Source organism: Dongia rigui (genome assembly GCF_034044635.1).
GTDB lineage: Bacteria > Pseudomonadota > Alphaproteobacteria > Dongiales > Dongiaceae > Dongia > Dongia rigui.
In genome coordinates, this window is record NZ_JAXCLX010000001.1 from 1,452,256 (window position 1) to 1,477,144 (window position 24,889).

At 64.2% G+C, this 24,889-nt stretch carries 25 protein-coding genes; 15 read left to right on the forward strand and 10 right to left on the reverse strand.

Annotated elements, in window-relative coordinates; all coding sequences use genetic code 11:
- Positions 1 to 5: 5 nt before the first annotated feature.
- A complete protein-coding gene (locus SMD31_RS06655) occupies positions 6 to 1,232 on the forward strand; it encodes an MFS transporter (protein ID WP_320500025.1) in 1,227 nt (408 codons plus the stop codon).
- Positions 1,233 to 1,686: 454 nt separating this feature from the next.
- Here the strand turns inward: SMD31_RS06655 and SMD31_RS06660 are convergent, their stop codons facing one another.
- Entirely contained in the window at positions 1,687 to 3,096 is a 1,410-nt protein-coding gene (locus SMD31_RS06660) for an MFS transporter (RefSeq protein WP_320500026.1), read from the reverse strand.
- A 264-nt stretch (positions 3,097 to 3,360) separates the two neighbouring features.
- On the opposite strand from SMD31_RS06660, the gene SMD31_RS06665 reads away from it, so the two are divergent.
- Together SMD31_RS06665 and SMD31_RS06670 are read left to right on the forward strand one after the other, a co-directional pair.
- Positions 3,361 to 4,263, forward strand: coding sequence for a LysR family transcriptional regulator (locus SMD31_RS06665; RefSeq protein WP_320500027.1), 903 nt, complete (start codon positions 3,361 to 3,363; stop codon positions 4,261 to 4,263).
- 90 nt (positions 4,264 to 4,353) lie between these two features.
- Entirely contained in the window at positions 4,354 to 6,309 is a 1,956-nt protein-coding gene (locus SMD31_RS06670) for a DEAD/DEAH box helicase (protein WP_320500028.1), read from the forward strand.
- Positions 6,310 to 6,334: 25 nt separating this feature from the next.
- Here SMD31_RS06670 and SMD31_RS06675 read toward each other — a convergent pair whose 3' ends face one another.
- Positions 6,335 to 7,243, reverse strand: coding sequence for a PLP-dependent cysteine synthase family protein (locus tag SMD31_RS06675; RefSeq protein ID WP_320500029.1), 909 nt, complete (start codon positions 7,241 to 7,243; stop codon positions 6,335 to 6,337).
- Between the two features lie 120 nt (positions 7,244 to 7,363).
- On the reverse strand, positions 7,364 to 7,849 hold the full coding sequence (locus tag SMD31_RS06680; RefSeq protein ID WP_320500030.1) for a MarR family winged helix-turn-helix transcriptional regulator: 486 nt from the start codon (positions 7,847 to 7,849) through the stop codon (positions 7,364 to 7,366).
- A 130-nt stretch (positions 7,850 to 7,979) separates the two neighbouring features.
- Here SMD31_RS06680 and SMD31_RS06685 point away from each other — a divergent pair, with 130 nt between their 5' ends.
- Complete coding sequence (locus tag SMD31_RS06685) at positions 7,980 to 9,014, forward strand: alpha/beta fold hydrolase (RefSeq protein WP_320500031.1); 1,035 nt, start codon at positions 7,980 to 7,982, stop codon at positions 9,012 to 9,014.
- A 6-nt stretch (positions 9,015 to 9,020) separates the two neighbouring features.
- Positions 9,021 to 10,121 (forward strand): redoxin family protein, encoded by a 1,101-nt coding sequence (locus SMD31_RS06690; RefSeq protein ID WP_320500032.1) that lies wholly within the window; start codon positions 9,021 to 9,023, stop codon positions 10,119 to 10,121.
- A gap of 4 nt (positions 10,122 to 10,125) precedes the next feature.
- Here the strand turns inward: SMD31_RS06690 and SMD31_RS06695 are convergent, their stop codons facing one another.
- Together SMD31_RS06695 and SMD31_RS06700 are read right to left on the reverse strand one after the other, a co-directional pair.
- A complete protein-coding gene (locus tag SMD31_RS06695) occupies positions 10,126 to 10,512 on the reverse strand; it encodes a DUF488 domain-containing protein (protein WP_320500033.1) in 387 nt (128 codons plus the stop codon).
- Positions 10,509 to 11,189 carry a winged helix-turn-helix transcriptional regulator gene (locus SMD31_RS06700; protein WP_320500034.1) on the reverse strand — a complete coding sequence of 227 codons (681 nt, stop codon included), beginning with the start codon at positions 11,187 to 11,189 and terminating at the stop codon, positions 10,509 to 10,511. Before SMD31_RS06700 ends, SMD31_RS06695 begins: the two co-directional genes overlap by 4 nt.
- 112 nt (positions 11,190 to 11,301) lie before the next feature.
- On the opposite strand from SMD31_RS06700, the gene SMD31_RS06705 reads away from it, so the two are divergent.
- Positions 11,302 to 11,922, forward strand: a complete 621-nt coding sequence (locus SMD31_RS06705) for a glutathione S-transferase family protein (protein ID WP_320500035.1) — start codon at positions 11,302 to 11,304, stop codon at positions 11,920 to 11,922.
- Between the two features lie 10 nt (positions 11,923 to 11,932).
- Complete coding sequence (locus SMD31_RS06710) at positions 11,933 to 12,280, forward strand: ArsC family reductase (RefSeq protein ID WP_320500036.1); 348 nt, start codon at positions 11,933 to 11,935, stop codon at positions 12,278 to 12,280.
- Positions 12,281 to 12,283: 3 nt separating this feature from the next.
- On the opposite strand, the gene SMD31_RS06715 is transcribed toward SMD31_RS06710, so the two are convergent.
- A complete protein-coding gene (locus SMD31_RS06715) occupies positions 12,284 to 12,943 on the reverse strand; it encodes a glutathione S-transferase family protein (RefSeq protein WP_320500037.1) in 660 nt (219 codons plus the stop codon).
- Positions 12,944 to 13,097: 154 nt separating this feature from the next.
- Here SMD31_RS06715 and SMD31_RS06720 point away from each other — a divergent pair, with 154 nt between their 5' ends.
- From SMD31_RS06720 to SMD31_RS06730, 3 genes are all read left to right on the forward strand, one after another.
- A complete protein-coding gene (locus tag SMD31_RS06720) occupies positions 13,098 to 14,330 on the forward strand; it encodes a putative DNA modification/repair radical SAM protein (protein ID WP_320500038.1) in 1,233 nt (410 codons plus the stop codon).
- On the forward strand, positions 14,330 to 15,733 hold the full coding sequence (locus SMD31_RS06725; RefSeq protein ID WP_320500039.1) for a UdgX family uracil-DNA binding protein: 1,404 nt from the start codon (positions 14,330 to 14,332) through the stop codon (positions 15,731 to 15,733). The genes SMD31_RS06720 and SMD31_RS06725 overlap by 1 nt, the downstream gene beginning before the upstream one ends.
- Before the next feature lie 87 nt (positions 15,734 to 15,820).
- Positions 15,821 to 17,281 (forward strand): pyridoxal phosphate-dependent decarboxylase family protein, encoded by a 1,461-nt coding sequence (locus tag SMD31_RS06730; RefSeq protein WP_320500040.1) that lies wholly within the window; start codon positions 15,821 to 15,823, stop codon positions 17,279 to 17,281.
- Positions 17,282 to 17,451: 170 nt separating this feature from the next.
- Here SMD31_RS06730 and SMD31_RS06735 read toward each other — a convergent pair whose 3' ends face one another.
- Positions 17,452 to 18,339 carry an NAD(P)H-binding protein gene (locus SMD31_RS06735; RefSeq protein ID WP_320500041.1) on the reverse strand — a complete coding sequence of 296 codons (888 nt, stop codon included), beginning with the start codon at positions 18,337 to 18,339 and terminating at the stop codon, positions 17,452 to 17,454.
- 120 nt (positions 18,340 to 18,459) lie between these two features.
- Here SMD31_RS06735 and SMD31_RS06740 point away from each other — a divergent pair, with 120 nt between their 5' ends.
- From SMD31_RS06740 to SMD31_RS06750, 3 genes are all read left to right on the forward strand, one after another.
- Positions 18,460 to 19,086 carry a TetR/AcrR family transcriptional regulator gene (locus SMD31_RS06740; protein ID WP_320500042.1) on the forward strand — a complete coding sequence of 209 codons (627 nt, stop codon included), beginning with the start codon at positions 18,460 to 18,462 and terminating at the stop codon, positions 19,084 to 19,086.
- A 93-nt stretch (positions 19,087 to 19,179) separates the two neighbouring features.
- Positions 19,180 to 19,704, forward strand: coding sequence for an NADPH-dependent FMN reductase (locus tag SMD31_RS06745; RefSeq protein WP_320500043.1), 525 nt, complete (start codon positions 19,180 to 19,182; stop codon positions 19,702 to 19,704).
- A gap of 48 nt (positions 19,705 to 19,752) precedes the next feature.
- Positions 19,753 to 20,826: a tetratricopeptide repeat-containing glycosyltransferase gene (locus SMD31_RS06750; RefSeq protein WP_320500044.1), complete on the forward strand. Its 1,074-nt coding sequence runs from the start codon at positions 19,753 to 19,755 to the stop codon at positions 20,824 to 20,826.
- A gap of 142 nt (positions 20,827 to 20,968) precedes the next feature.
- On the opposite strand, the gene SMD31_RS06755 is transcribed toward SMD31_RS06750, so the two are convergent.
- The 3 genes from SMD31_RS06755 to SMD31_RS06765 form a co-directional block, all read right to left on the reverse strand.
- Positions 20,969 to 21,511, reverse strand: coding sequence for a GcrA family cell cycle regulator (locus SMD31_RS06755; protein ID WP_320500045.1), 543 nt, complete (start codon positions 21,509 to 21,511; stop codon positions 20,969 to 20,971).
- Between the two features lie 254 nt (positions 21,512 to 21,765).
- The gene (locus tag SMD31_RS06760) at positions 21,766 to 22,101 is read right to left on the reverse strand and encodes a DUF2794 domain-containing protein (RefSeq protein WP_320500046.1); all 336 of its coding nucleotides are present in this window, start codon (positions 22,099 to 22,101) and stop codon (positions 21,766 to 21,768) included.
- 119 nt (positions 22,102 to 22,220) lie between these two features.
- Complete coding sequence (locus SMD31_RS06765) at positions 22,221 to 22,598, reverse strand: hypothetical protein (RefSeq protein WP_320500047.1); 378 nt, start codon at positions 22,596 to 22,598, stop codon at positions 22,221 to 22,223.
- Between the two features lie 215 nt (positions 22,599 to 22,813).
- On the opposite strand from SMD31_RS06765, the gene SMD31_RS06770 reads away from it, so the two are divergent.
- Together SMD31_RS06770 and SMD31_RS06775 are read left to right on the forward strand one after the other, a co-directional pair.
- Positions 22,814 to 23,479 carry a tetratricopeptide repeat protein gene (locus SMD31_RS06770; RefSeq protein WP_320500048.1) on the forward strand — a complete coding sequence of 222 codons (666 nt, stop codon included), beginning with the start codon at positions 22,814 to 22,816 and terminating at the stop codon, positions 23,477 to 23,479.
- Positions 23,480 to 23,509: 30 nt separating this feature from the next.
- Positions 23,510 to 24,880 (forward strand): PQQ-like beta-propeller repeat protein, encoded by a 1,371-nt coding sequence (locus SMD31_RS06775; protein WP_320500049.1) that lies wholly within the window; start codon positions 23,510 to 23,512, stop codon positions 24,878 to 24,880.
- The last annotated feature ends 9 nt before the right edge of the window (positions 24,881 to 24,889 follow it).

Consider the following 24,889-nt stretch of genomic DNA (forward strand, 5'->3'; position numbering starts at 1 on the left):
TAGACATGTCGGAACCACGGTATCGCTGGGTGATCGTCGCGGCCGGCGGATTGCTGGGCTGCATGGCGGTCGGCGGCATGTTCGCCCTCCCCGTCTTCCTGCGCACGGTCGCCGCCGAGACCGGCTGGTCGATGACCGGCATTTCGAGCGCCATGACCATCGGCTTCCTCGCCATGGCCTTCGGCAGCATGGCCTGGGGCAATCTCTCCGACCGCATCGGCCCGCGCCCCGTGGTGCTGATCGGTTCGGCGCTGCTGTCGGGGAGCCTTGCCCTTGCCGCCCACGCCACCTCGCTCATCGCCTTCCAGGTGATCTTCGGCCTCTTCGTCGGCATCGGTGTTGCCGCGATCTTTGCGCCGATGATGGCGTGTGTGACCGGCTGGTTCGAGACACAGAGGAGCCTCGCCGTCTCGCTGGTCTCGGCCGGGATGGGCATGGCGCCGATGACCATGTCGCCCTTGGCCGCCTGGCTGATCGAGCGGCATGACTGGCGCACATCGATGATGATCATCGCCGCCGTCACGGCGGCGGTGATGATCCCGGTCTCGTTCCTCATCCGGCGCCCGCCGGCGCTCGCCGCACAGGCAGCGATGCCAGTCGCCACGCCAAGCAGCACTGCGGATGGTGAGATGTCGATGGCGCAGGCGATGAAGTCGCCGCAATTCCTTGTCCTCTGCGCCACCAATTTCTTCTGCTGTGCGACACATTCGGGGCCGATCATCCATACCGTGAGCTATGCGGTGACCTGCGGCATCCCGCTCCTGATGGCGGTCTCGATCTACAGCGTCGAAGGCTTGGCCGGCATGGGCGGGCGCATCGCCTTTGGAATCCTTGGCGACAAGTTCGGCGCCAAGCGCGTGCTGGTCGCGGGCCTGCTCGCCCAAGCCTTCGGGGCACTCGCTTATGTGTTCGTCAGCCAACTCGCGGCATTCTATGTGGTGGCGGCCCTCTTCGGCTTCATCTATGCGGGCGTCATGCCGCTCTATGCCGTGCTGGCGCGCGAAAACTTCCCCTTGAAGATGATGGGGACCGTCATCGGCGGCACGGCGATGGCCGGGAGCCTGGGCATGGCGTTGGGACCCGTGGCGGGCGGTTTCATCTACGACACCTTTGCCAGCTATAGCTGGCTCTATATCGGGGCCTGGGGCATGGGGTTGGGCGCCACCATCATGGCCTTCACCTTCAAACCCTTCCGTCGTTCAACCTTGAGCGCCACATCTGCAATCGCTTGAGCAGCTTGGGTGGATTTAGGCGCAACGAACCACCCGATGGGCGCCGACCGTATGTCTGACGGCTGGCAGTGGCGGCGTCACCCGGCCGACACGGGACGGCGCTGATCCAACGCGCCGCTCGGAGCGCCGGTATGTCCCCAGGACGGCGCACGGGGGATGGCGCCTACCGCCCCATTCCAAGCGGGGATCGCGTGACCCTGACGATCCGGGGGGCCGGCTTCACGCAGCCGACCGGACGGGGACCAGGCGTGATCCCGCACGATCCATCGGCCTGCGCCCTCGAAACATCGAGAGCCTGCGCCGATCAGACAGCCAAGCGATTGCAGATGTGGTGCTGGGTTTGAGTCCTTCACGCCATCGAGACCGGCGTCCCGGTTGCCCCGTATCGGCGGCGAAGGCGCCCAATTTTCATCCTAGCCATCGCCCTGGCTTTTGTCAAGAACAAAATGGGAACTCACGCCTTTACGGGCTTGGCGCGCAGCGCCGCGATGAGGCCGAGAGCCAGCACGCCGCCGATGAGGCCATAGGTGAGGCGCAGGCCATGAGTGAGGGCGGCCGGATCCACCGCCTCGGTCACGGCACCACCGGCGCCATAGGCGAAGACGGCGCCGAGCAAGGCCGCCCCGGTGATGAGGCCGAGATTGCGCGAGAGACTGAGCATGCCGGAGACGACCCCGCGTTCATCGGCACCGATCCCCTGTATGATGCCGGTGTTGTTGGCGGCCTGGAACAGCGCGTAATGGGCGGTCAGCAGCATCAAGGGTGCGACGTAACCGGCGACGCCGAACAGCATCGGCAAGGTCGAGAGGCCGGTGAGGCCCAGCACCATGCCGGCGAGGCCCAGAAGCATGATGCGCCGCGTGCCGAAGCGATCGACCAGGCGACCGGCGGGCACACCGGCCAGCGCCGAGACGGCCGGTCCTGCTGAGAGCGCGAGACCCACCGCACCCGCCGAGAGGCCAAGGCCGTGGCCGAGATAGAACGGCCCGACGACGAAGACGCCCATCACGGTCGCGGCGACGGCGATGCTCAAGGCAAGGCTCAAGGCGAGGCCTGGCCGTTGGAACATGGCAAGGCGGAGCAAGGGGGCGGCGACCAGGCGCTGCGACTGGATGAAGACGGCGCCACCGATGAAAGCGGCGATGACGAGGCCGATATTGAGCGCGCCGAAATGCCCCTCGCCCCATGTCAGCGCCAGCGCATAGGCGCCGAGGCTTGCGGCCAGCAACACCGTGCCGATGGGATCGAAGCGCGGGCCTTTCTTCGCCGTCGCCGCCGGCTTGTCGGCGGGGAGCGACGTGTAAGCGAGCGCGAAATTGATGAGCCCCACCGGCACATTGACCAGGAAGATGAGGCGCCAGTCGAAAGCGGCGATGAGCAGCCCGCCCAGGGTCGGCCCCAGCGCCGTGCCGATGGCCGACATGGTGCCAAGGAGGCCCATGGCGCGGCCGGTGCGTTCCTTCGGCACCGTGCCGCTCACCAGCGCGATGGTGAGGGCCATCATGATGGCGGCACCGATGCCCTGCACCGCACGGGCGGCGATGAGGATGGGGAGCGTCGGGGCAAGGCCGCAGGCAAGCGAGGCGACGGTGAAGAGGACGATGCCGATGAGGAGCAGATGCCGCCGCCCGATGAGATCCCCGAGCCTTCCGGCGCTGACGATGAGGCAGGTGATGGCGAGGAGGTAAGAGAGCACCACCCATTGCACCGTCTGGAAGGGCGCTGCGAAGGCATGGCTCAGCGCGGGGAGGCCGATATTGGCGATTGACGCATCGAGCGAGGGCATCAGCATGGAGAGCGAGAGGGCGGCGAGGGCGAGGCGGGGGTTTCGTTTTCCAGCAACGGACTCGCTGCGGCCCCCCACCCCACCCTCCCCCCTGAAGGTGGGAGGGCTTTGAAGCGAGGTGGTGATGGCGGCCTCTCCTCCCACCTTCAGGGGGGAGGCCGGGAGGGGGGCTGGTCTGGGTTCGGTTCCGCGCGGCGGTGGGACGATCTGGTTCATGGCATAACCTCGGGGGATAGCTGAGTTGCCCCCAGCGTGCCCCCAAACCCACCCATGGCGGAAGACGCAGCATTTGCATTTTATTCGTGCATTTGACGCCATATCCCGCCGTGCTACCATCGCGCCATGGCGAATGCTCACCTCAACCTGCCCGACCTCAACCTGCTGGTGACGCTCGACGTGCTGCTCTCGGAAGGCTCCGTGGCGGCGGCCGCACGGCGCCTGCGCCTCAGCCCCTCCGCCATGAGCCGGCAATTGGCACGGCTGCGCGCAGCGACGGGCGATCCGCTGCTGGTGCGCGCCGGGCGCGGGCTGGTGCCGACACCGCGTGCCACGGAATTGAAGGCGGAAGTGGCGCCGCTGGTGGCGGCGGCGCAGAACCTGCTGCGCCCGGTTGCCTTGCTCGACATCAAGAGCCTCACGCGCAGCTTCACCTTGCGCGCCTCGGACGGGTTCGTGGAAAATTTCGGCCCCGCCCTCATCGCCCGGGCGAAGAAACAGGCACCCAATGTGCGCCTGCAATTCATCCCCAAGATCGCCAAGGACTCTGGCCCCTTGCGCGACGGCTCGGTCGATCTCGAGACCGGCGTGGTGGGTGCCGCGCAAGGCCCGGAGCTCCGCGTCCAAGCCCTCTTCCGCGATCGGCTGGTGGGCGTGGTCAGGAAGGGCCATCCGCTCACGAAGGGCAAGGTGACGCCCGTGCGCTATGCCGCGCAATCCCACATCTTCGTCTCACGCCGCGTGCTGGAGCGCGGCCCCATCGACGACATATTGGCAGAGATCGGCATCACCCGCGACATCGCCACCATCGTCGGCGGCTTCAGCGCGGCGCTGGCATTGGCCCGCCACACCGACCTCGTCGCCACCGTGCCGGAACGCTACACCGCGAGCCTCGCCAAAGGCCTCATCCGCTTCCCGCTCCCCTTCAAGGCGCCGGAGATCACGATCTCAATGCTGTGGCATCCACGGCAGGACGCCGACCCGGCGCATCGGTGGCTGCGGGGCGTGGTGCGGGAGGTTTGTGGGTGACTTCAGCCTAAACTTCACTGTTGTGCGTTATCCCTCCAGTCGTAAAAGTGCATCAACTTTTTAGTGAATATTGATGCTTAACGGCTACTCATGTATGTTGACAATAATTTCGTCTCAAACAGAGATTGCGTCGTAGCTCATATGACTGCGCAGCTAATAGGACTTGAGCAAATTCCCCTGTTCGCCAAGGCTGGCGACATCTCTCCGAACGAAGTCACCGACCAACTTCGCGCTTCGGTGAAGGCGCTTCATGAAAGCGAAGATATCGAAGAATTCGTCCGCGCCATTCTAAGCGATAGAGCTGCGACGCCACATGGGCCCGCGGAAATTGTGGACATCCTCACACACAGAATTGAAATTTCGGGCACCTCCGGTTGGGCAGCTTTCATACTGAAGGGACGGTCTTTTAAGACAGTGCGACCAGCAGATATCTCGCATCAGATTTATCGGATCGAGAAGATCGCGGGCCTAAAGGTCGCCATTCTGGGAGCAACTGGCGTCGTCCTCGATGGAGTAAAGGAACAGTTTTCCTCTACGTGCGAAAGACTCGGCGTTCAGTACTGCTTTATGGACGTTGACGATTTCGCCCGGTTGTTCTGGGCTTACGGATTTCTTTGCCCGAGGGATGGGCGTCGCATTTCCGGTGGTCGGTGTACGTGCGGGTATGCACCAAAATCAGCTAACTTAAACGTTCTTCAAACTGAAGCGCTGAAGGAGTTGTCGCGAGTACACGAGCTGCGGCAACCAAGGGGGCTGGTGATACTGCCACCAGGTACCGGAAAGACACGCATAGCGGCTAATGATGCGCGAAATGTGGACGCGAAAAGCGTATTATACGTTGCACATACTCATGAGATTCTAGAGGTCGCCGAGTCTGAGTTTTCCGCTATCTTCGGTGTGGAGCAAGTGTCTCTTGAGACGAGAGAAGCGCCTGTCTCACTGGTTACGATTCAGTATTTGGCACGACATCTCGATGAGCTATCAGCGAAACCGATTGACTATCTAGTGATAGATGAGTTTCACCACGCCGCTGCGAAATCCTACCAAGCAACCATCGATCGATTGAATTTTGGGTTCCTACTTGGCTTAACGGCAACTCCATTCCGGTCAGACAGGCAAGACATTGCGCAGATATGCAATCAAAATGTCGTAGTCAATTATGAGCTGAGAGCCGGCGTGGATGCAGGCATTCTCTCACCATATCACTACTACGGCTGCTTCGATGATGTGGACTACAGTAGTCTGAGCTTCAGCAACGGAAAATACAGCGTGCGTGACTTGGAGCGAAAGCTAATCATCAAGGAGCGCCACGAAGCAATAGTTCGAAAGTGGCGAGAAAAGGCTGACGGCAAGCCGAGTTTGGCTTTTTGTTGCTCTCACAGACATGCTGAGAAGGTGGCTGAAGAGTTCAATAACCAAGGTATCAGAGCCGAAGTATACATTTCGTCAACCCCGAGCATTCGGCGGAAACAAATGGTCAGCGCTTTGGAAAGAGGCAAAACCAAGGTGCTCTGCGTGGTCGACATTCTAAATGAAGGAGCTGATATTCGTTTTGTTGAATGCCTGCTCTTCCTGCGTCCGACAGAGTCGAAGCGCATATTCTTTCAGCAATTGGGTCGCGGGCTGCGCAAAGACGTGGGGAAGACACAGTGCATAGTCATAGATTTCATCGGCAATTTCAGAAATGCGCATAGGTTGGTCGAATTCCATGGCTTGCGGCCGGAAGAGACAGAATCGCGGGTAGGCGGTCTGCGCAGTCTTCGGGAGATTCTAGACTTGCCGATCGGTTGCAAAGTTGAATTCGAGGATAGAGTTCTCGATATCTTCGCTCGTGAGGGGTTGGACCCTCGAACAGCCACTAGACAAAACATCTCTCGAATTCTCATCTACCAATATGAGAGGCTGAGACGTCGGCTTGACCGAATGCCGACAAAGAAGGATGTTGATCGGGGCCTTCTGTTTGGTAGAGACATGTATGAGAGTGTCTTTGGCAGTTGGAAGCGCTTTATAGACATATTTGAAGAATTTTACTTACCCAACCAGTAGCTCTAATTGTCGCGGTCTCGCTAGCTCATTCCTTCAAATACTTCACCCCCGCATCGCACATCACCGTGACGATCTCCGCACCCTCCTCCATCCGCTCGGCCACGCGCAACGCTGCCGTGACATTGGCGCCGGTGGAGGGGCCGGGGAGGATGCCTTCTTCTTTGGCGAGGCGTGCCGCCATCGCCTTGGCGTCTGCGGTTGAGACGGGTTCGATGGAATCGGCCAACCCTTCCTGCCAGAGCGGTGTCACATAGCCGGCGCCGATGCCGTCGATTTTGTGGGCGCCGGTGGCACCACCTGAGAGGACGGCGCTTTCCGCCGGTTCGACGGCGATGATCTGGATGTCGGGTTTGAGTTGCCGCAGACGCGTGGCCATCCCCCTGATGCTGGCGGCGGTGCCGACGGCCTGGACGAGGGCGTCGAGGCGGCCATTCGTCTGCGCCCAGATCTCATCCGCCATTTTCGTATAGGCCACGAGCTGGTCGCGGTTCTGCATCTGGTGGGTAAGCATGCCGCCGGTCGCCGCGGCGATGCTTTCGGCGCGGGCGATCATGTCCTTCACCAGTTTTTCGGTCTGACGGCCGTTATCGGATTGGAGCACCGTCAGCTCGGCGCCCAGTGCCTGCATATGCGCGAGCTTCTCTGGCGCGAACGCGTCGGCGGTGACGATGTGGCAATGATAGCCTTTGACCGCGCAGACGAGCGCCAGCGAGATGCCGGTGGAGCCGCCGGTATATTCGATGACCGTGCCGTGCGCTTTGAGGCGGCCGTCCGCTTCAGCCGCGTCGATCATGGCGAGCGCCATGCGGTCCTTCATGCTGCCGGTCGGATTTTCGGCTTCCATCTTGAGCGCGATGCGGGCGCCGGTCATGCGGCCGATATGGTTGAGCGGCAGCAGGCGCGTGTTGCCGATATGGTCGAGGATATTGGGCATGGGCGTGTCCTTTCCGCGAGAGCCGTCACGCGGCGCCCCCACCCGCCGATGCATGGTGGTGGCGCCGCGTGATGATTAGCGTGCGTCGGGAAGGAAGACCGGTCCGGAATCCGGACCGGATCAGGCCTGCTGCGCGGCGGCCTTCAAGAGATTGTCGCGGAGCGTGGTGATCATCTTCTGCACCTTCTTGAAATCCTCCGGCGGCAGGCCGGATTCCTTCACCAGATTCATCGGCAGGGCTTTTTCGCGCAGATGCCGGCCGGCATCGGTCAGGGTCACCACCACCTGGCGCTCGTCCTTGGGGTCGCGCTGGCGGGTGAGGTAGCCCAGCCCCTCGAGCTTCTTGAGGATGGGGGTGAGGGTGTTGGATTCGAGGAACAGTTTTTCACCGAGCCCGCTCACGGTCTGGGCGTCATTCTCCCAGAGGGCGACGATGGTGATGTACTGCGTGTAGGTGAGGCCCAGTTCCTCGAGGATCGGCTTATAGGCCTTGCCGTAAGCGAGGTTGGCCGAATAGATCGCGAAACAGAGGAAGTCGGCGAGGCGCGGATCGCCGGCTTGCGGGGTGCGAGGTTCGCGGGGTTGGGGCGTTGCTTGGGCTTTCATGGCCGTCATCCTTTCGCTTTCTCCCTTATATAAGTCGGATGCGATTAAATCGGAAGGCCTTGACAGCTTTGCCACGCATGCTTATTTACATCGTATCCGATCTAATCGAATGCGTAACGAGGAGGAACACATGCGCGAGACCACCGCCCTGCCCCAAATCGACCCCACGCGGCGCGGCTTCCTGGGCCTCGGCGCCCTGACCGCCGCGGCCCTGTCGGTGGGCTTCACCCGCAAGGCGCAAGCGCAGGCGCAGGCGCAGGCGGGCACGTCGCTGGGCGCGATCCGGCAGATCGATGCCGGCCTCCTCAATGTCGGCTATGCCGAGATGGGGCCGGCGGATGGCCAGCCGGTGCTGCTCCTCCATGGCTGGCCCTATGACATCCATTCTTATGTCGACGTGGCACCGATGCTTAGCGCGCGCGGCTACCGCGTGATCGTGCCGCACAACCGCGGCTTCGGCACGACGCGCTTCCTCTCCGACGCGACGATGCGCAACGGCCAGCAGGGGCAGATCGCGCTGGACGTCGTGGCGCTGATGGACGCGCTCAAAATCGAGAAGACCATCCTCGCCGGCTATGACTGGGGCGGGCGCTCGGCCAACATCATCGCCGCCCTGTGGCCGGAACGCGTCAAAGCCATGGTCTCGGTCAACGGCTATCTCATCAACAACCGCCAACGCAACCAGCTGCCCTTGGCGCCCAAGGCCGAGCATGGCTGGTGGTACCAGTTCTATTTCGCGACCGAGCGCGGCAAGGCGGGCTACACGGCGAACACGCGCGACTTCAACGAGCTGATGTGGCGCAACAACTCGCCGAGCTGGAAATTCGACGCCGATACCTACGCCCGCACGGCGGCGTCGTTCGAGAACCCGGACCATGCCGCGATCGTCATCCATAACTATCGCTGGCGCCTCAGCCTTGCCGATGGCGACCCGGCACTCGACGATCTCGAGGCCAAGCTCGCCGCCGGGCCGGCGATCACGGTGCCGAGCATCACCATCGACGGCGATTCGGATGGCGTCGTGCCGGCGACCGATGGCAGCGGCCAGGCCAAGCGTTTTGCGGGGCCGCGCCAGCACCGCATCCTGAAGGGCGTCGGCCATAACCTGCCGCAGGAAGCGCCGCGCGACTTCGCACAGGCCGTCATCGACGTGGACGCAATGTGAGGTGAGATGATGAAACGCCGCGAACTCAAATTTGTGCTGGGCCTGGCGGTGGTGGCGGCCGGTGCCGCGATCGCCGTTACCCTCAGCGACAAACCCGGGAGCTTTTCGATGTCCCCTGCCATCGCGCGCTCTGAGGCGGCGGAGCTGTCGCCGCCGCTCAACGCCCTCCTTCAAACCACCACATGGCTGAACGCGCCGCCGCTCACCCCGCAGGATCTGCGCGGCAAGGTCGTGCTGGTCAATTTCTGGACCTATTCCTGCATCAACTGCGTGCGCACACTCCCTTACTTGCGCGCCTGGGCGGAGAAGTACCGCGCAGAGGGGCTGGTGGTGGTGAGCATCCACACGCCGGAATTCGCCTTCGAGAAAGTGCCGGACAATGTCACCCGCGCACTGCATCAGCTGGACGTGCCGTACCGGGTGGCGCAGGACAATGACTTCCGCCTGTGGCACGCCTTTGGCAATCGCGGCTGGCCGGCCTTCTATTTCATCGGTGCCGACGGGGCCGTGGCGCATGAACAGCTGGGCGAAGGCGATTACGAGGCGTCAGAAGCGCGCATCCAGGCACTGCTGAAAGAGGCCGGCAGCCTGAAGGTCGCCCTGCCCATCACGCCCATCGCCGGCAGCGGCGCGCAGGCGGCGCCCGATCTTGCCACACTCGGCTCCGGTGAGACCTATATCGGCTACGGCCAGGCAAGCGGCTTTGCGAGCCCCGAGAGCTTTGCCAGCGACCGGACGCGCACGTACACGCTCCCCGACAATCCCTGGGTCAACGAATGGGGCCTTGGCGGCGATTGGCTGGTGGGGGCGGAATTCGCGACATCGAGTGCGCCGCAGAGCAGCATCGCCTATCGCTTTCATGCCCGCGATCTGCATCTGGTGATGGCGCCGGCAAGCCCGGAGAAACCGATCCGTTTCCGCGTCACGCTGGACGGGAAGGCGCCGGGTGCCGATCACGGTGCCGATACCGATCCGCAAGGCTGGGGCACGCTCGATGCCGACCGGCTCTATCAGCTGGTCCGGCAATCAGCTGAGGTGACGGATCGCACCTTCCGGATCGCGTTCGAGGAACCGGGTGTGCGGGCTTATGCCTTCACCTTCGGCTAACGCATCACGCCATCCTGGCGCCGTGCTCCTGCAAGAGTGCGCGCAGGATCGACCGGTGGCAGCGGGATTCGTCTTCGCAATAGCAGCCGACCGAGAAATCGGCGTGCTGCGAGAGGGCGGCGAGGAGCTCCAGCGTGCGCTTGGCTGCGGGCGCGTTCATCTCGGCGCGGTAGGCGCGCTCAAACGCCGCCCAGTCCTTCGGCGTCTCGGCACCGAGCGCCTTGGCGACGAGATCGGCGCTGGGTGAAAGCTCCGGATACCAGACATCGTACCAATTGTCGGCAGCGAAACGCGCCTTGGCGACACCGCGGGGCGGTCGCCGCACGGTACCGATCCGGGTGCCTTCGTTCTTGAGGCGCGCTGTGCCGAGGCGGACGATATGGGCGCTCATGATTTCCCCTTGATCGCGGCGGCGGGCTTGATGCCGGCCAGAAGATAAAGCTGGAACCAGGATGGAAAGGCGCGGATCGCGGCCCGCGATCCTTCGAGGCGCAGTCCCGCCCGCTTCGCGGATGCCAGGTCGCAGTCACCACGCCACCAGGCGACGAGAGCGGCAAACTTGCCGCGCAGTGTCAGGGCTTCCGGAAAGCCGGGATTTTCGCCGCAGGCCGAGACCTCGCCAGCCTTGAGGAGGAGGAAGCGCAGGGGCTGGCGCTCGAGAGCAAAGCGAATGACGGTGGGTTCGGCAGGCAGGTGCTTGACCTCGACCCGCCGCGCCATGTCGTGAAGGAGCGGATCGAGATCGACGTCCTCCTGCGACGCCTGACGCCCGAGCCAACGCTGGCCCCATCGCCCCAAGGCGGCGATGACGTCGAAGAGTTCATGGCCCGCCGGGGTGAGGTCGTATTCGGGACCATGGGTCCCATCGGTGCGCGTCACCGCGCCGATATGGACCAGTTCCTGCAGCCGTTCGGAGAGCACGGTCTTGGAGATGCGCGGGATGCCGCGGCGGATGTCGTTGAAGCGGCGGCTGCCCATCAACAGTTCGCGCGCGATCAGCAGCGTCCAGCGTCCGCCCAGCACTTCATGTGCGCGCGCAATCGCGCAGAATTGTCCGTATCCGGTCATGGCAACAGTCTAGCACGGCGGGCAGGAGGGCGCGGTACGGAATCCGGACCGGGTGACAGGGCGCCCCGGTTTGCGCTATGCGGTTTGGGTCGAGATGCTGAGGCGGTTCCCCATGATTCTCATCGGCCAGTATGATTCCCCCTTCGTGCGGCGCGTCGGCATTGCGCTGGCGCTTTACGGCCTGCCCTTCGAGCATCGCCCGTGGTCGGCCTTCAGCGATGCCGACAAGTTGCGCGCCTATAACCCGCTGACCCGTGTTCCGACGCTGGTGCTGGATGACGGCACGGCGCTGATCGAGAGCCATATCATCCTTGATTACCTCGACGGCTTGATGCCGGGAGAGCGGGCCCTGTTCCCGCGCGCCGAGCCGGCCCGGCACAAGGCGCTGCGCATCGCGGCCCTCGCCTGCGGGTTGGGCGACAAGGCGGTGAGCCTCTTTTATGAGAAGCGCCTTCATGACGTGGCGTCGGATGTCTGGGTGACGCGTTGCCGCGCCCAGATCGGTGCCGTGCTCGATGTGCTGGAGCGGGAACGCCCAGCGGGTACCTATTGGTTCGGGCCCACGATCGGTCATGCCGATATCGCGGTGGCAGCGGTGCTGCGCTTCATCGGCGAGGCGCACCCGGGCCTTGTTGACATGACGGCCTATCCGAAGCTCAAGACCCATGCCGCCACGTGCGAAGCGCTGCCGGTCTTCAAGGACATCGCGCAACCCTTCATTCCACCCGCCTGAGCAGGAAGAGATGAGCATCACCCTTTACGGCATCAAGAATTGCGACACGATGAAGAAGGCGCGGACATGGCTCGATACACATGGCGTTGCCTATCGCTTCCATGACTACAAGGCTGAGGGGATCGACAAGGCGCATCTTACCGCCTGGTGCCAGGAGCTCGGCTGGGAGAAGGTCTTGAACCGCGCCGGCACGACGTTCCGCGCGCTGAGCGAGGCCGACAAGGCGAATATCAGCGAGGCCAAGGCCATTGCGCTCATGCAGCAGCAGCCCTCGATGATCAAGCGGCCGATCCTGGAGACGCCGAAGAAACGCCTGGCCGGTTTCAAGCCCGAGGAATATGCGGCCCTCTTCAAATAGTCCTTAGTCGCGATCAGGCGCGCCCAGGGGAAAGAGGTGGCGGAACGGGCGCCCTTCATCGACGGCGCGGGCAAAGCTCGGCCGCGCGAGGAGTTTCTGCCGATAGGCCTTGAGGGTCGGATAGCGCAGGCCCATTTCCTGCACCCAATCGGCATAGAAGAGCGAGGGTGCCGCCGCGCAATCGGCCAGGCTGAAGTCGGGACCCGCCGCCCAGGCGCGGCCTTTGAGCTTTTCCTCGAGCCAGGCATAGCTCTTCTCGATCAACGCCCGCGCGTCGGCGACGCCTTGGGGGTCGCGCTTCTCAGCGGGCCGGATGGCGTCGAAGACAATCTTCTGCATCGGCGTCATGACATAGCAATCGAAGACGCGGTCGAGGAATCGTGCCTCCAGCGCGGCCTTCGCATCTGCCGGCAGCAGCCGCGTCTTCCCCGGGTGATAGAGGTCGAGATGCTCGATGATGACCGTGGATTCCATGACGCTGGTCGCGCCATCGCGCAGCAACGGCATGCGCTGGATTGGCCAGAGAGCTGCGAATTCGGCCCCGGTCTGGCTGTCGTCGAAGGAAAGCTGGCGATAGGTGAAGGGCGTGCCGTTCTCGTAAAGGGCGGTCAGCACCTTCTGGCAATAGGACGACAGCGGATGCGCGAAGAGCGAGAGGGTCATATTCAACTCCCAGAAACTGATTTTCTTTTGCAACTGGTTGTAGTTTGAATACTCCTAGGCGGTATTTCAAGCGGAATCTGCGCGCATCGGCTCCGATCTCTCGCCGCAAAATCGGCCCGCCGCGTCATTGCTCCGCGAAGTAATAGAACATATCATGAACGAGCGGGAGGGCGCGGCGATGGACAAGAAACTGGTGGGGAAGCTGCGCATCCTGGCGGATGCCGCAAAATATGACGCGTCCTGTGCCTCCTCCGGCGCGCCGAAGCGATCGGCCGGCAAGAATGGGCTGGGCTCGACCAGCAACGGCATCTGCCATGCTTATACGCCGGATGGCCGCTGCATCTCGCTGCTCAAAATCCTGCTGACCAATTACTGCCTGTTCGATTGCGCCTATTGCATCAACCGGCGCTCGTCCAACGTCGCGCGGGCGCGATTCACCGTCGACGAAGTCGTGGCGCTGACCATCGCGTTCTATAAGCGGAATTATATCGAGGGACTGTTTCTCTCCTCCGGCATCGCGCGCTCGCCTGACCGCACGATGGAGGAGATGATGTTGGTGGCAAAGAAGCTGCGGCAGGATCACGGCTTTGCCGGTTACATCCATCTGAAGACGATCCCCGAGGCCAGTCCTTGGCTGATTGAACAGGCGGGACTGTTTGCCGATCGTCTCTCGATCAATCTGGAACTCCCCGACCGCGCGAGCCTCAAGCGGCTGGCGCCGGAAAAGGACGGCGCCAACATCGCCGGCGCCATGGATCAGATGCGCGAGCGCATCGTCGAAGCCAAGGCCGAGAGACGGCGCTTTGCGCCGGCCGGGCAGAGCACGCAGCTCATTGTCGGGGCCGATGCCACCACCGATACCGGCATCCTCGAGACCAGCGATCATCTCTATAAGGGGTACCGTCTGCGCCGCGTCTATTATTCGGGCTTCAGCCCCATTCCGGAGGCGAGCGCCGTCCTGCCGGTGAAGCCGCCGCCTTTGCAGCGCGAGAACCGCCTTTATCAGGCCGATTGGCTGTTGCGATTTTACGGCTTCACCGTCCCTGAGATCGCGCAAGGTGCGCAAGCTGGCATGCTCGATCTCGAGATCGATCCCAAGCTCGCCTGGGCATTGAAGAACCGGCAGCTCTTTCCGCTGGATGTGAATGCGGCACCACGCGAGATGCTGCTGCGCGTGCCGGGTCTGGGTGTGCGGGTGGTCGACAAGCTGATCGCGGCCCGGCGGCATGCCACCTTGCGTTACGGCGATCTCATCCGCCTCAGCCCGCATTTGAAGCGCGCCCGCGCTTTCCTGGTGACGCCGGATTACCGGCCGGCGCGCCAGTTCGACGCCGACGACCTGAGGTCCTTGCTGGTCGCCCCGGCGCAGCAGCTGAGCCTCTTCTGATGTATCGCGTCACCCTGCGGGAAGGCGCCGATCTCGACGGTTTCCGCGCCGCGTTGCGGCGCCTCATCGCCGTGCGCGCCCGGCCCACGGATGTCGCCTGGATTGCCGGCGGCCAGGACGCGCTTTTCGGTGCCGCGCCGCCAGCTGAGGCGCCGCCTGTCGCCCTGCCCCGCGCGGTGAGCGACTTGATCGGTGACGTCATCTGCCACCGCGATCCGGAGCGCTTCACGCTGCTTCACAGCTTGGTGTGGCGCATCGTCAATGGCGAGCGGTCGCTATTGGCGGCGGCCGCCGATCCGCTGGTGCACCGCCTGACGATGCTGCGCAAATCGGTCAGCCGCGACATTCACAAGATGCACGCCTTCGTGCGGTTTCGCCGCATCGACAGCAGCGATGGAACCGAGCGCTTTGCTGCCTGGTTCGAGCCGGAGCATTTCATCCTGGAGGCGGTCGCCGATTTCTTCGTGCGCCGTTTCGAAGCCCTGCACTGGTCGATCATCACCCCGGTCGGCTCGTTGCACTGGGATCGCGACACGCTAACCGTCGGACCAGCGGGCCGGCGCGGCGATGTGCCGGAAAGCGACGCCTTTGAAGCGGGCTGGCTGTGCTATTACGAGAGCACCTTCAACCCGGCGCGCGCCAACCCGCGCATGATGCGCCAGGAGATGCCGAAGAAGTACTGGCAGAACATGCCGGAAGCGCGCGCGATCGCCGGCCTGCTGCGCGCGGCGCCGCAGCGCGTCGCAGCGATGGTGGAGAAGGAGGCGAGCGTGCCGACAAAGCGCGATCCGCAAAAGGCCGTGGCCGCGATGGGCGATCAGGACCCGACCACGCTTGAGGCGCTGAACAAGATCATCGCCGCATCGGCACCGCTGGTGCCGGGTGCCACCCAGGCGGTGCTGGGCGAAGGGCCGGCCGATGCCGAACTCGTCTTTGTCGGCGAGCAGCCGGGCGACCAGGAAGATGTGCAGGGGCGGCCCTTCGTCGGTCCGGCCGGGCAGTTGCTGACGCGCGCGCTGGAAGAAGCCGGCATCGACCGCGGCGAGGTCTACCTCACCAATGCGGTGAAGCACTTCAAGTTCGAGCCGCGCGGCAAGCAGCGCATTCACCAAAAGCCGACCATGGGCGAAGTGAAACATTACCGCTGGTGGCTGATGAAGGAATTGGCCTTGGTCAAGCCGCGCCTGGTCGTGGCCTTGGGCGGCACGGCGGCGGCGGCCCTTTCCGGTCATGCCGTTTCAGTGACACGGGCGCGCGGGCCGGCCAAATTTGAGAACTGGCCAGGGTTCATCACCGTGCATCCCTCCTATCTGCTGCGTATTCCAGAAGCAGCGGCCAAGAAGGCGGCGTATGCGGAATTTCTCGATGACCTGCGCAACATCCGCCGCATCGTCGCCAATTGACGCAGCGCTACAGTTCCAGGACTTTCTTGCCCTTGCCGGGGAGGGTACCCAGGATGCTATGCGATACGCCATCCCAGGGAGGCACGAATGAATTCCGGCAAGACGACACCCGAGCCGATGCGCGACGTGGCACTCGGACCCTTGTTTCAAACCGCGGCGGCACATGCGCTGCGCTACCGTTCCCATGTGGCCGAGGCGCCGCAGCGGCCGAGCCGCGATTTCATGGCGATGCTGGCGACCTTTGCCGCACCGCTGCCCGAGACGGGCGCGGAAGGTCCGGCGATCATCGACCAGCTCGCGCGCGATGCGGAGCCGGGCCTCCATGCCATGACCGGCCCGCGCTTCTTCGGCTGGGTCATCGGTGCCTCGCATCCCGTGGGTGTCGCCGCCGACTGGCTGACCAGCGCCTGGGGACAGAATACCGGCAACCATGTGGCGACACCGGCGGCGGCGGCGGTCGAGGCGGTGGCCGCCGGCTGGCTGCTCGACCTTCTCGATCTGCCGCGCGAATGCTCGGTCGGGTTTGTGACCGGCGCCACGGTCGCCAATTTCGTCGGCCTTGCCGCCGCGCGCCATGAGGTGTTGCGGCGCGCCGGCTGGGACGTTGAGGCGCAGGGTCTGTTCGGGGCGCCGCCGATCTCGGTGATGATCGGCGACGATGCGCATACCACGGTCTTTTCAGCGCTGCAGTTTCTGGGCCTGGGCCATGACCGCGTCATTCGTGTGGCGACCGATGCGGCGGGCCGCATGCGCGCCGATGCCTTTCGTGACGCGATCGCACCACTCAGCGGTCCCATCATCGTCATCTGCCAGGCCGGGCAGATCAACACCGGGGCCTTCGATCCCTTTGCCGAGATCATAGCGCTGGCGCGGGCGAAAGGCGCCTGGGTGCATGTCGACGGCGCCTTCGGCCTGTGGGCGCGGGCCGAGCCGGAGCTGAAGGGGCAGACCGGTGGCATCGAGCAAGCCGATTCCTGGGCAACCGACGGCCATAAATGGCTGCAGACGCCTTATGATTGCGGCTATGCCATCGTCAGGCACCCGGAGGCGCATCGCCGCGCCATGACGATCGCCGCGAGCTACCTGCCGCCTGCACAGGCCGGTGAACGCGACCCCAGCCATTATGTGCCGGAACTGTCGCGCCGGGCGCGGGGCTTTGCCACCTATGCCATCATCCGGCATCTGGGACGCCAGGGCATTGCCGCCATGGTGGCGCGCCATTGCCGCGTGGCGCGGATCATCGCCGCGCGCGTTGTAGCCGAGCCCGGCATTGCCGTGCTCCATGAGGTGACGCTCAACCAGATGCTGCTGCGCTTCGGCGGCGACGGGGCGGGTGCCGACGACCTCACCCGCCGCACCATCGCCCGCCTGCAGGCCGACGGCATCTGCTTTGCCGGCGGTGCCGCCTGGCGCGGGTCGCAGGTGATGCGGCTCTCGGTCATCTCCTGGTACACGACCGAGGCAGAGGCCGAGATCGCCGCCGACGCCATCATCGCCGCCTGGCGCGCGGTCAAGGCCGGAGCGAATTTTAGAGATTGGGAGCGGTAGGCTTCTTGGATAGGTTTTTCAGTTAGCCCCTCACCCCGCCCCTCTCCCCGCAAGCGGGGCGAGGGAGTCTCGACCGAGGCTTGCTTCTAAGCCCCTCGCCCCACGCAGTGGGGAGAGGGGCAGTCGGCGAATGCCGACATGCGTCGGCGGGGGTGAGGGGTCGTACTCGGTTAATGCGCCGCCGCTTTCGCCGTCGCCAGATGCTTGGTGGCGGTGAGGTAGTCGGTAAGGGTCAGCGCCTTCTTGCCGGTGAGGTGTTCGACGTCGTGGGTGACGACATCGAGCAGGCCCTTGGCGCGGGCGGCTTCGATGCCGCCGATGGCGTCGACCACGAAATCCGGCAGGCCCGCCGCCGCAAGGCCGCCATTGTAATCAGCTTGGGTCACGGTGACGGCGTCGACCTTTTTCCCGAACACATCGCCGATTGCCTTGGCGACGTCGGCAGGCGTGAGCGAAGCCGGGCCGGTCGCGTGATAGATGTGGCTGTCATGACCCTTGGCGGCGAGCAGGGCCGCGGCGGTTGCGGCCACATCGCTGCGCGCGACCTTGCCCTCGCCCGCTGGGCCGGTCGCTGCATAGACGCCCTGGCTGAGGGCATAGGCGATGCCGCCCATCCACAGATTGTCGTAATACATGCCCATGCGCAGGATGGTCCAGGCGAGGCCCGAGGCGAAGATCGCCTGCTCGGTCGCAAAATGCGACGCGAAGAGATCCTGCCCGCGATGGGCGCCGGTGGTCGAGATGTAGATGACGTGGCCGACGCCCGCGGCCTTGGCGGCGTTGACCGCATTCTTGTGCTGGGGCGTGCGGATGCCCGGGCGCAGATCCGAGGCCGGAATGATGAGGAGGCGTTCGACGCCTTTCAACGATGCCTCAAGTTCCACAGGCTTGTCGAAATCGCCGGCACGCACGGTGATGCCCTTGGCGGCATACCCTGAAAGCTTCGCCGGATCGCGCGTCAGCGCCACGATGTCCTTTGGGGAAACACCTTTGGCAAGCAGGCTATCTAATACCAGGCCGCCCAATTGTCCGCCTGCACCCGTGACGCCGATGGTCATGACTTCGCTCCATGAAAGAATGCGGAAAAAGGCTTCGCCTGCCCGCACAGATGATGTATGTTACCGATCGGTAACGTTCGCTATGTTACCGACCGGTAACATTTCGTCAAGTGACATTTCATGAGCACGAGAAAAACGCGCGCGATCAACAGGAAAGCGGACCCCGCCGAAACCGCGACGGAACTGCCGCCGCGGGCCCGCATCCTCAAATCCGCGCATGACCTGTTCTATGGCCACGGCATCCGCGGCGTTGGCGTCGAGGCGGTGGCCGCCGCCGCCGACACCAATAAGATGACGCTCTATCGCCATTTCAGTTCGAAGGACGAGCTGGTCGCCGAATATTTGCGCGACGTCGCCGCCGAGATCGAGGCAAGCTGGGAGAAGATCGGCCGGCAGCATGCGGACGACCCCAAGGGCCACATCATCGCCTGGCTCAAAGACATGGGGCGGCAGATGGAGCGCCCAGAGAGCCGCGGCTGCCCCATCACCAATGCCGCCATTGAGCTCCCCGACACCACGCATCCCGGGCGCCAGGTGATCGAGGCACACAAGCGCGGCATGCGCCGCCGCTTTGCCGAGAACGCCAAACGCGCCGGATTGAAGCGGGCCGAGATGATCGGCGAACAGCTGCTGCTGCTGCTCGATGGCGCCGGCGTCTCGCTGCAGACCATCGGCCATGAAAGCCGCCCCATCGCCACATTGATCCGCCACGCCGAATGGCTGCTGGAAATGGACGCGGGGAAGTAGACGGGTCGCTCAAGAGCGCGCACATCGCCCGTCGTGACCTTGCCATCCGACAGCGAATCAGGTCCGCTGCGCGTGGCAATTTTGAGATCATCGATGCTCGACATTCTCGCACTCTCCGGCAGCCTGCGGGCCGCGTCGCTTAACACGGCTTTGCTGCGCGCGGCGCAAGCGCTGGCACCGGCCGGCATGACGATCGAGATATATGAGGGGCTTGGCGCGTTGCCGCTGTTCAATCCCGATCTCGATCCGCGTGCCTTCCCGAACGTGACGGCGTTCCTCATCCGTGCGGCGCAAGCCGATGCGCTGCTGATCGCCTGCCCGGAATATGCGCGGGGGATTCCAGGTGCCTTCAAGAACGCACTCGACTGGCTGGTAGGCTGCGAGGATTTCGGCGCCAAGAAGGTGGCGCTCCTCAATGCCTCAGCCCGCGCCACGGCGGCGCAAGATGCCCTGCGCCTGGTGCTGACAACCATGGCGATGGAGATCGTCGAACCCGCTTCGGTGACGGTCCCACTGGCGGGGGCCCATGGGGATCCTGCCGCGATCCTGGCCGATGCCGAAATCGCGGCGCGCCTCGCCAGCGCGCTTGAGACCCTTGCCGAGGCGCTTGCCGCTTGACGCGCGTTCCCTTTGCCAGTGCCGCGCGTGCTGGATAGATTGTGCGCCATGAAGATCGCCGTCTACACCATCGCCCTCAACGAGTCACAATTCGTCGAACGCTGGGCCGCGGCCGCGGCACCGGCGGATTATCGCCTGGTGGCCGATACCGGTTCGAGCGATGACACGGTCGAGAAACTGATCGCCGCCGGTGTCGCCGTCAGCAGCATCGCCATCAAGCCCTGGCGTTTCGACCATGCGCGCAATGCCGCCCTGGCCTTGCTGCCGACGGATATCGACATCTGCATTTCGGTCGACATGGATGAGGTGCTGCAGCCGGGCTGGCGCGAGGCGCTGCTCGACGCCTGGGCACCGGGAACGACGCGACTGCGCAATCCGCTGGAGATCGATATCGGCGCCGATGGCGTGGCGCGGCGCTATTTCTATTCCAGCCGCATTCACCAGCGCTTCGGCTATCAGTGGAAATATCCGATCCATGAATTGCTGTCCGCGGCACCCGGGACGGTGGAGAAGACGGTCCTTTGCGACCGGCTGCGCATCCGGCATCTGCCCGATGACGCGAAATCGCGCGCGCAATATCTGCCGATGCTGGCTTCGGCCACGGCCGAGGCCCCCGATGACGACCGGCTGGCGCATTACTATGGCCGCGAGTTGATGTTCCGGCATGAATATGAGGCAGCGATCGTGGAGTTGCGGCGGCATCTTGGCCTGCCGCGCGCCACCTGGAAGGCCGAGCGATCGGCATCGCTGCGCTTCATCGGCCGTTGCCAGAAATCGCTGGGGCGCAAGAGCGAGGCGAGGAGCGCTTACTTGCAGGCCTGCGCAGAAATGCCGGACGCGCGCGAACCCTGGCATGACCTGGCCAAATTCTGCCTGGACGAGCAGGACTGGACCGGCGGCATCTGGGCGGTAACGCGCGCACTGGCCATCACCGTCGTGCCGACCGACCATACGCGCGATGCCAAGGCCTGGGGCATCGGCCCCTACGACATCGGCAGCATCTGCGCCTATTACAATCGGCAGCCCGACTTGGCGCGCGACTGGCTGACCAAGGCGCTGGAACTGGAACCCGACAATCCGCGCCTGATCAAGAACGGCGGCTTCATCCTGCCGGCCACGTGAGCCTGGGAAACGCGGTCCGCGCGATTGGGACCGAACTTGAGACAGCAAAAGGGGCGGTCCGCCTTGCGAACCGCCCCAGGTTGGCCCCCACCGGATCGGCGCCTGTTGCCGGCTGCCGTCCCCTGATGGCTTGGGTCTTCGTTTACGCCGCTTCGGATTTGCGGTGATAGGCGATGCCGCAGTGATGGGCGCAATAGGGCCGGCCCGCTTCGGCGGCATCGCCGCAGAAATGGAAGCCCGGCTGCTTGGGGTCACCCACCGGCCAGGAGCAGGATTTGGACCCCGCCTGGGCGGCAACGCGCGGTGCGCTCGGCGCCTTGGGGGCCGCCACCTGCGCTTCGACGCGGATTTCGCCGCGATCTGGAGCGGGCGCTGCATAGCGGGGTTCGGCCTGGGCGGTCGGTGCCGGCGCGGCACTGGCCTGTGGCGCCACATGGCGCGGCGCCGGCATGGCGGCAACGGCCGGCTGCTGGCGGCGCTGGGCGGCGGGTTTGCGGCGCGGTGCCGCAGCTTCGGTGCCTTCGCGCTTGATCGGCGAGGGGCGGCCGGTGAGGCCCAGACGATGTGCCTTGCCGATCACCGCGTTGCGGGTGACGCCGCCCAAAAGGGTCGCAATCTGGCTTGCCGTCTGGCCCTGGCCCCAGAGCTTGCGCAGCATCTCAATCCGCTGTTCGGTCCATTCCATGATGTCTTCTCCCCACCGGTTCTTTGCTGGCGATTTGGCTGGCGCCATAAGCCACAAAGGCGGCGCCGGCTCAAGATGTTGAGTGAGGATTATTTCACCCTACAAGATGCGGGGAGGCAACAGGGAAAACTCAAAATGTTGTGGATAAAAGCAGATTCTATCGGAACATATAGTGGTCATGCACATAATCGGGTGCTCAGCCGAACTTCGCGAAGCCCGGCGCGACATCAGCGCCCACCCGGACGATGCGGGCTTTAGTCCACCAAGTTCAGCTGCCGGTCGAGGAAGTCGATGAGTTCGGGCAGGCGCCGGGAGGATTTCAGCTGCCGCTTGCCGGCGAGGAGGATGTAGTTGGCATCCTTATCGCCGCGCAGCAGGACCTTGGTCACAGCAAAGGTCGGCTGCTCCTGTGCCCGGCGATAGACCGAAAAGATCGCCATGTTGGAGCGATGGTCGATGGCGTAGTCGCGCCAGACGGCGTGCGCCACCTTGCGGCTGTAGATCCCGAGCAGAAGATTGAGTTCGTCGCGGTTGAAATAGACCCGGCGGCCCTGGCGGCGGTAATCATTAAGAAGAACGAGCTGCGCCATTCGGTCCTATGATCACATGGGGCGACTCGGGTCGCCCCCAAGCCTTGGGGAAAGTGTCGCCCAACTTCATGAATCCGTAAAGCGCGGATCGCCAGCCCCGGGCCCGTCGGATGGCGCCCTTAATACCCCTTGGCCTCGGGATAAATCTCGAGCGGGTCGGTGGCGGTGGGATCGGGCGTCTTGTAGCAGACGACGCTGGCCCGCTGGCGGTAGCAATAGCCCGGATAGGGGCGGTTCTTTTCCGCCTGCTCCTGCGCCATTTCGGCGGCGGTCCGGCAGTATTTGCCGGTCTTGGTGTAATCGAGGATCGAGCAATCGTCGCCGGTCGCCAGCGAAGCGAGGTGGTCGGACGCCGTCTTGCCGGTCTGGTTGAGCGAGATGCCCTCGACCGCGGCATAGGCGGTCGTGCCGGAAATCCAGGTAGGAATGGTCGTCGTGTTGCAGCCGGCCAGGGCCATGGCCGCCACCGTCAGAGCCGCCAAGCGGCCACGCCTCATCCACAGCGTCCTCATCGTCGATCCTCGCAACCAGGCCTAGCTGGGCAGGATACAAGCAATTCCCGTTCCAACACCCTGCCAGGCCTGGGAAAGCCGCGGCAAAGGCTTGGTTGGCAAGGCGCGGGCCTTGCCTGTATGTTAGCCCGCAATCCAAGGTCCGGCCGCCCAAAGGCCGGGTCCGCATAAAATTACCCGACGGGCTCCAGGGGTCATAAGTGGCTGATATTTTTGAAGAAGTCGACGAGGATCTGCGCCGAGACAGTGCGGCTGCCTTGTGGGCGAAATACCAGAATCTGGTTTACGGCGCCGTGGCGCTGGTCATCCTGGGCACGGCCGGTGTGACCGGCTGGCAGATTTATGACCGCAACGCGCGGGAAAAGGCCGGGATCGAGTACCTGCAGGCGCTGCAGCGCGCCGACCAGGATCCGAAGGCCGCCGGCGACGTGCTGGGGACACTTATCCATGAAGGTGGTCCGTTTGCGGGCCTCGCCCGCTTCGACCTGGTGCATCAGGCGATCAAGGCCGGCGACAAGGCAGGTGCCCTGGCGCAGCTGAGCGCGATGGCCGGTGACGCGAAACTGGAAGCGCCGCTCAAAGGTGCCGCGGCCTTGATGGGTGGCTATGTCGCCCTCGACCTCGGCAAGGCGGACGCCGCCCTCGCTTTGGCAACGCCGCTCACCGGCGACGGCCAGCCTTATCGCCTGTCGGCCGCCGAGATCACCGGCCTTGCCGCCTATGCCAGCGGCGACAAGACGAAGGCCAAGGAAATTTTCACCAAGCTCGACGAAGAGTTGAAGAAGGCGGCGGAAGCCGGGACGACCAGCGTCCCCGCCAATCTGCAGAACCGCGTCTCCATCATGCTCGACCGCCTGGCTGGGTAGTTGCGAACAATCCGGCCACAGGTCATGCCAATGGACAGTCTTGAGAAAATGATGGCGCAGCACGGCACCCGCACCCAAACGACATTGGCAACGGCGCGGCGTGGTGCGGCACTGCTTTGTGCCGCTGCCTGCGTGCTGATCGCCGCTTGCGACAAGACCAAGGTGCCGCTGCCCGGCGAGCGCGTCTCGGTGCTGCAGCAGAGCAGCGAGAACGCGGCCGATCCGACACTGACCGAAATGGCCGTGCGCCTGCCCAAGCCCTACGTGAACAAGGATTGGGCGCAGGTCGGCGGCAACCAGGCCCATGCGATGTATCATCTGCAGGTCAGCTCGGACGTGCTCACCGAAGTGTGGTCGGCCGATATCGGTTCGTCAGCCGATTCCGCCAACCGGCTGCTCGCGGAACCGGTCGTGGCCGATGGCATCATCTACACGCTCGATGCCGAATCCCTGGTGCGCGCCTTCGATGCCAATACGGGTGCGCGCCTGTGGCAGGCGGATTTCACGCCGGACGATGAGGACGACGACCTCTTTGGCGGCGGCATGGCGGTGGCCGAGGGCAAGATCTTCGTCACCACCCCTTATGCCAAGGTCTATGCGCTCGATGCCAAGACCGGCAATTTCATCTGGGAAGCAAAGGCCCCGGCACCGATGCGCGCGGCGCCAGCCGTGAGCGATGGCCGCGTCTTTGCCACCACCATCGACAACCAGCTGGTGGCCTTTGCCGTCGATGACGGGCGCCGGCTGTGGTCGAATGCGGGCGTCGAAGAAGCGGCGGGCCTCCTTGGCGGATCGACCCCGGCCGTCCTCGGCAATGTCGTCGTTGCCGCCTATACCTCGGGCGAGCTCCTTGCCTTCGACGTGGTCAACGGCCATTCGCTGTGGACCGACAGCCTGGCCGGCAAGGCCCGCACCTCCTCCGTCGCCGCACTCACCGACATTCGCGGCAAGCCGGTCATCGACCGCGACCGCGTCCTTGCCATCGGCAATGGCGGCGTGATGGCGGCCATCGAGCTGCGCCGCGGCGAGCGCTATTGGGACAAGGATCTGGGCGGCACGCAAATGCCCTGGGCCGCCGGCGATTACATCTACGTCGTCACCTCGCAGAGCGAGGTCGTGTGCCTGACCCGCGATGACGGCAAGATCAAATGGCTGACGCCGCTGCCGCCGTTCGAGGACATGGAGACGCGCGAGGATCCGATTTATTGGTCGGGCCCGGTGCTGGTCGGCGACCGCCTGCTGGTCACCGGTTCCAACGGCCTCGCTTTGTCGATTTCGCCCTATACCGGGGCGCTGCTCGGCAAGCAGGAACTTCCCGACCGCTCGCATCTGCCGCCGATCGTGGCCAATGAGATGGTCTATATGCTGTCGGATGACGCCGACCTGATCGCCCTGAAGTAACAGAAAGCG

Bases quoted from the DNA above. Each gene is read 5' to 3' on its own strand.
- SMD31_RS06655 (WP_320500025.1), top strand. From the start codon at position 6: ATGTCGGAACCACGGTATCGCTGGGTGATCGTCGCGGCCGGCGGATTG.
- SMD31_RS06755 (WP_320500045.1), bottom strand. From the start codon at position 21,511: ATGGAATGGACCGAACAGCGGATTGAGATGCTGCGCAAGCTCTGGGGC.
- SMD31_RS06775 (WP_320500049.1), top strand. From the start codon at position 23,510: ATGGACAGTCTTGAGAAAATGATGGCGCAGCACGGCACCCGCACCCAA.
- SMD31_RS06730 (WP_320500040.1), top strand. From the start codon at position 15,821: ATGAATTCCGGCAAGACGACACCCGAGCCGATGCGCGACGTGGCACTC.
- SMD31_RS06760 (WP_320500046.1), bottom strand. From the start codon at position 22,101: ATGGCGCAGCTCGTTCTTCTTAATGATTACCGCCGCCAGGGCCGCCGG.
- SMD31_RS06695 (WP_320500033.1), bottom strand. From the start codon at position 10,512: ATGAGCGCCCATATCGTCCGCCTCGGCACAGCGCGCCTCAAGAACGAA.
- SMD31_RS06675 (WP_320500029.1), bottom strand. From the start codon at position 7,243: ATGCCCAATATCCTCGACCATATCGGCAACACGCGCCTGCTGCCGCTC.
- SMD31_RS06765 (WP_320500047.1), bottom strand. From the start codon at position 22,598: ATGAGGCGTGGCCGCTTGGCGGCTCTGACGGTGGCGGCCATGGCCCTG.
- SMD31_RS06680 (WP_320500030.1), bottom strand. From the start codon at position 7,849: ATGAAAGCCCAAGCAACGCCCCAACCCCGCGAACCTCGCACCCCGCAA.
- SMD31_RS06745 (WP_320500043.1), top strand. From the start codon at position 19,180: ATGCTCGACATTCTCGCACTCTCCGGCAGCCTGCGGGCCGCGTCGCTT.
- SMD31_RS06740 (WP_320500042.1), top strand. From the start codon at position 18,460: ATGAGCACGAGAAAAACGCGCGCGATCAACAGGAAAGCGGACCCCGCC.
- SMD31_RS06665 (WP_320500027.1), top strand. From the start codon at position 3,361: ATGGCGAATGCTCACCTCAACCTGCCCGACCTCAACCTGCTGGTGACG.
- SMD31_RS06700 (WP_320500034.1), bottom strand. From the start codon at position 11,189: ATGACCGGATACGGACAATTCTGCGCGATTGCGCGCGCACATGAAGTG.
- SMD31_RS06720 (WP_320500038.1), top strand. From the start codon at position 13,098: ATGAACGAGCGGGAGGGCGCGGCGATGGACAAGAAACTGGTGGGGAAG.
- SMD31_RS06725 (WP_320500039.1), top strand. From the start codon at position 14,330: ATGTATCGCGTCACCCTGCGGGAAGGCGCCGATCTCGACGGTTTCCGC.
- SMD31_RS06685 (WP_320500031.1), top strand. From the start codon at position 7,980: ATGCGCGAGACCACCGCCCTGCCCCAAATCGACCCCACGCGGCGCGGC.
- SMD31_RS06670 (WP_320500028.1), top strand. From the start codon at position 4,354: ATGTATGTTGACAATAATTTCGTCTCAAACAGAGATTGCGTCGTAGCT.
- SMD31_RS06690 (WP_320500032.1), top strand. From the start codon at position 9,021: ATGATGAAACGCCGCGAACTCAAATTTGTGCTGGGCCTGGCGGTGGTG.
- SMD31_RS06750 (WP_320500044.1), top strand. From the start codon at position 19,753: ATGAAGATCGCCGTCTACACCATCGCCCTCAACGAGTCACAATTCGTC.
- SMD31_RS06735 (WP_320500041.1), bottom strand. From the start codon at position 18,339: ATGACCATCGGCGTCACGGGTGCAGGCGGACAATTGGGCGGCCTGGTA.
- SMD31_RS06710 (WP_320500036.1), top strand. From the start codon at position 11,933: ATGAGCATCACCCTTTACGGCATCAAGAATTGCGACACGATGAAGAAG.
- SMD31_RS06715 (WP_320500037.1), bottom strand. From the start codon at position 12,943: ATGACCCTCTCGCTCTTCGCGCATCCGCTGTCGTCCTATTGCCAGAAG.
- SMD31_RS06705 (WP_320500035.1), top strand. From the start codon at position 11,302: ATGATTCTCATCGGCCAGTATGATTCCCCCTTCGTGCGGCGCGTCGGC.